The following is a 4,018-nucleotide window of genomic DNA, read 5'->3' as shown; positions in this document are numbered from 1 at the left end:
CCGGGCGACGGAGATGCGGCGCGTGCTGGAGCGCGCCGCGGGACGGATGGAGGTGCCGGCATGAGCGGCGTCATCGTGAACGAGTGGATCGAGCCGCAGGGCGGGGCCGAGAAGGTGCTCGACAGCTTCGCCGTCACCTACCCCGACGCGCAGATCGTGTGCCCCTGGAACGACGCGCCGGGGCGGTACGCGAGCTTCCGGGTGACGGAGAGCCGCCTCGCGCGCGGGCCCCTGCGCCGGCACAAGGCGCTCTCGATGCCGTTCATGCTCTCGGACTGGCGGCACGTGAAGGTGAAGGATGCCGACTGGGTGCTGTGCTCGAGCCACCTGTTCGCGCACCACGCCCGGCTGCAGGGGACCGCCCGAGACGCGAAGAAGTACGTGTTCGTGCACTCGCCCGCCCGGTACATCTGGGAGCCGCAGCTCGACGATCGCGGTGCGGGGGTCCTCAAGCGCATGGCCGCCGTTCCGCTCAAGGCCGTCGACCGCCGGCGCGCGCAGGAGGCGCACAAGATCGCCACGGTGAGCCGCTTCGTCGCCGAGCGCGTCGAGCGCTGCTGGGATCGTGAGAGCACCGTGATCCACCCGCCCGTCGACGTGAGCGCCTTCGCCGACGACGCCGTCGGCGAGCTCGCCGCCGACGAGCGCCGCCTGCTCGACACGCTGCCCGAGACCTTCGTGCTGGGGGCGTCCCGCTTGGTGCCCTACAAGCGCGTCGACGTCGCGCTCGCCGCGGGCGAGGCGGCGCAGCTGCCCGTCATCGTCGCGGGCGACGGCCCCGACCGCGCGCGCCTCGAGGCGCTGGCCGCCGAGCAGAGCAGCCCCGTCCACTTCGTCGGCCGGCCGAGCACCCCGCTGCTGCGCGAGCTGTATCGCCGCAGCCTCGTCTACGTCTTCGCGCCCGTGGAGGACTTCGGCATCATGCCCGTCGAGGCGATGGCCACGGGAACACCGGTGCTCGTGAGCGCCCTGGGTGGCGCGTCGGAGACCGTCGTGGACGGCGTCTCGGGCGTCCACCTGCGCTCGTTCGACCGCGGCGAGCTGCGCCGCGCCGTCGAGGCAGCCGCGACGCTCGACCCCGAGGCCTGCCGCGCCCGCGCCCGCGAGTTCGACGGCGCCGGGTTCGGTGCGCGCATCAGGGAGTGGATGGCGAGCTGAGCCGCGGCCGCAGCGCCGCGGCGATCTCGTCGACGGCCGCGACCAGCTCGTGCGCGACCGCGTTCCACACCCGCGGGGGGTGCCCCATCGGGTCGATCACGTCGTCATCGGGGTCCGCGCCGAGCATCTCCACCGGGTGCCTGCCGGAGGCCTCGGCCTCGAGCCACGCGCGGCTGAGACCCGCGGCCGGTGGCCGGTGCGTCGTGATCCACCGGGCGAACTGCTTGATGGTGAACACGCGCGGCCACAGCTCCGCGTCGTCGGCGACGAGCTCGCGCGCCTGCTGCCGTGTCATCGTGATGACGACATCGGCGAGCGCGAGGATGCCCGGCGTGAGCTGCGTGCTCTGGTGGGACTCGAGCCGCACGCCGAGGCCCGTGGCGACCCTGACGGTATCGGCGGGGATCTGATGGCCGCCGGGCAGGAACCCCGCCGACGCGACCTCGGCCCCGGCATCGGACAGCGCCCGCCGGGCGAGCGCCGCGGCGAGCGGCGATCTGCACATGTTCGCCGTGCAGACGAAGAGCAGCGACGGTCTCACGCTCTCACCGGCCATGGCCCGGTGCCTCACGCCACCTGCCGGGCGGCGCCCTTGATGTAGTAGGCCTCGCTCGGCTTCGAGACCGAGCGGCGCGACTTGTTCGCGACGATGCCGAGCAGCGGAACGCCGTTCTGGCCGAGCGTGTCGACGGTGCTCGCGAGCAGGTCGCGCGTGACCTTGCGAACGCCGGCGACGATGGCGACGCCGTCCGCGTGCTTTCCGAGCAGTGTCGCGTCGACCACGGTCAGCGCGGGCGGCGAGTCGATCACGACGAAGTCGGCGATCTGGCGCAGGTGCCCGAGCACGGCCGCGAGATCGGATGACGCGAGCAGGTCTCCCACGGCGTGGGCGGTGTCCCCGGCGGGCAGGATGCGCAGGCCGGCATACGGCGTCGCGTGCAGCTCTGCGTCGATCTCGTGCGCCGAGACGCCCGAGTGCGAGCTGGACTTCTCGAGGATGGCCGCGAGGCCGTCGCCCTCGGCGGCGTCGAGGAAGTAGCGGTGCAGCGTCGGCCGGCGCATGTCGCCGCCGACGAGGATGACCTTCTTGCCTGCACGAGCGAGCGACAGCGCGAGGTTCGCCGACACGAAGGACTTGCCCTCGCCCGGCTGCGCGCTCGTCACCACGATGACCGGCGAGCGCTTCGGCAGCAGCACCTGGATCGACGTGCGCACGCTGCGCATGCCCTCGAGAAGGGCGGTCGGGCGCACACCGGCGGCGGGCAGCAGGTCCTTGCCGCGCGCGGCGCGGCGGTCGAGGACGAGCTCGCCGAGCGAGCGCAGCCCGGTCAGGTGCTCGAACTCGCGCTCGTCGCGCACCCGCGTGTCGAACTGGTCGCGGATGAGCGCGACGCCGATGCCGGCGATGAGCCCGGCGAGCAGGGCGACCGCGACCACCGTGAGGGTGCCGGGGGCGGTGGAGACGCCCGGCTGCGCTGCCGTCATGACGAGCAGCGGCGCGCCCGCGTTCTTGACCGTCTGCAGCTGGTCGCCCACGCTGCCGAGGTCGCTGAGGGCGCTCGTCAGGCTCGCCTGGACGACCGCGTCGTTCGGGTGGGCGGTGGCCTGCTGCTGGTACTGCTGGGCCTGGGCGCTCGCATCCTTCTGGCGCGCGGTCAGTGTCTTCACGGCGTCGTCGACCTGCGCCTGCAGGTACGTGCTGTACTGCTTGACGACGGCCGTCGCCTGTCGCTGCGCCGCAACGGGGTCGTTCGATTTCGCCGCGATGTCGAGCGTCGTGGTCTGCGCTCCGGCGGTGCTCGTCACCGTGACCGTGCCGAGCAGCGCGTTCGCCGGCAGCCCGACGGACCGGGCGGCGGGCCCGAGCACCTTCTCCGTCGTCGCCGTCGACGAGTCGAAGTCGACCTGCACACCACCCAGCTCACCCGTCTGGGCGGCCTGGCTGAACGTCGGGTTCTCGCGCACGATCGCGGTCGCGGTGTAGCTGATGACGCGAACCTGCAGATAGCCGACGGCCGCCGCCGCCGCGATCACCATCATGACCGCGATCAGCAGGCGACGCGCCCACAGCACATCGATGAGTTGCCTGAAAGTCACGGTCTTCCTGTCGTCGGGTGGCGCGTGGCGGTCGATCGGTCGGGTGACCGACGCCATTCGATTACTAGTGAAGCATCCTCACCTTGATCGCTACACCCCCCGTTGGGGAGAGCGCCCGCCGGGGGCCGCCGTGGCTAGCCTGAGGGCCGTGAAGATCATCCCCACCGACGTGAGCGGCCTCATCGTCTTCGAGCCGGAGCCGCATCGGGACGAGCGGGGCTACTTCACCCGCACCCTGGACGTGAACGAGCTGCGCTCTGCGGGGATCGATCCGCACGGCTTCGTCCAGGAGAACCAGTCGCGGTCGTATCAGGGCGTCGTGCGCGGCATGCACGGCCGCCTCGGCACGGGTGAGGCGAAGCTCGTGCGCTGCGCGCACGGCGCCGTGCTCGACGTCGTCGTCGATGCGCGGCCCGAGTCGCCGAGCTACGGAGAGGTGCGCCGCTTCGTGCTCGACGACCAGGTGCATCGTCAGCTCTACATCCCTCGCGGCTTCCTGCACGGGTTCCAGGCACTGACCTCGGTCACCGACGTCTGCTACAAGATGGACGACTTCTACGCGCCGGGCTTCGACGTCACCGTCGCTTTCGACGACCCCGAGCTCGCGATCGCGTGGCCGGCCCCCATCACCGTCGTGAGCGAGCGCGATCGCGCCGGCATCTCGTGGGGCGAGTTCCGCAGCAGGGTCGAGGCGGCCTGAGCCGTCAGCCGCGGCCGGCGTCTTCCTGCAGGGCGAGCCGCCCATCGCGCTCCAGATAGCGCT

The 4,018-nt window shown here is 72.0% G+C and carries 4 protein-coding genes; 2 read left to right on the top strand and 2 right to left on the bottom strand.

The features are described 5' to 3' along the window. The first annotated feature begins 60 nt into the window (after positions 1-60). Positions 61-1,158, top strand: coding sequence for a glycosyltransferase (locus ACM2XV_RS13040; RefSeq protein WP_487027237.1), 1,098 nt, complete (start codon positions 61-63; stop codon positions 1,156-1,158). Here ACM2XV_RS13040 and ACM2XV_RS13035 read toward each other — a convergent pair. Further along, on the bottom strand, positions 1,136-1,714 hold the full coding sequence (locus tag ACM2XV_RS13035; RefSeq protein WP_487027236.1) for an arsenate reductase/protein-tyrosine-phosphatase family protein: 579 nt from the start codon (positions 1,712-1,714) through the stop codon (positions 1,136-1,138). The genes ACM2XV_RS13040 and ACM2XV_RS13035 overlap by 23 nt on opposite strands. Before the next feature lie 11 nt (positions 1,715-1,725). Beyond that, positions 1,726-3,255, bottom strand: a complete 1,530-nt coding sequence (locus ACM2XV_RS13030) for a polysaccharide biosynthesis tyrosine autokinase (RefSeq protein ID WP_487027235.1) — start codon at positions 3,253-3,255, stop codon at positions 1,726-1,728. 148 nt (positions 3,256-3,403) lie between these two features. On the opposite strand from ACM2XV_RS13030, the gene rfbC reads away from it, so the two are divergent. Then, entirely contained in the window at positions 3,404-3,955 is a 552-nt protein-coding gene (gene rfbC / locus ACM2XV_RS13025; RefSeq protein WP_487027234.1) for a dTDP-4-dehydrorhamnose 3,5-epimerase, read from the top strand. Positions 3,956-4,018 lie beyond the last annotated feature (63 nt).

The sequence above is a fragment of the Gryllotalpicola sp. CP2-P1 genome (assembly GCF_057512245.1).
Note: the sequence above shows the minus strand (reverse complement) of the source record. Positions and strands in the feature narration are given on the sequence as shown.

Excerpts from the sequence above, each read along its gene's own strand:
- ACM2XV_RS13040 (WP_487027237.1), top strand. The coding sequence starts at position 61 with ATGAGCGGCGTCATCGTGAACGAGTGGATCGAGCCGCAGGGCGGGGCC.
- ACM2XV_RS13035 (WP_487027236.1), bottom strand. The coding sequence starts at position 1,714 with ATGGCCGGTGAGAGCGTGAGACCGTCGCTGCTCTTCGTCTGCACGGCG.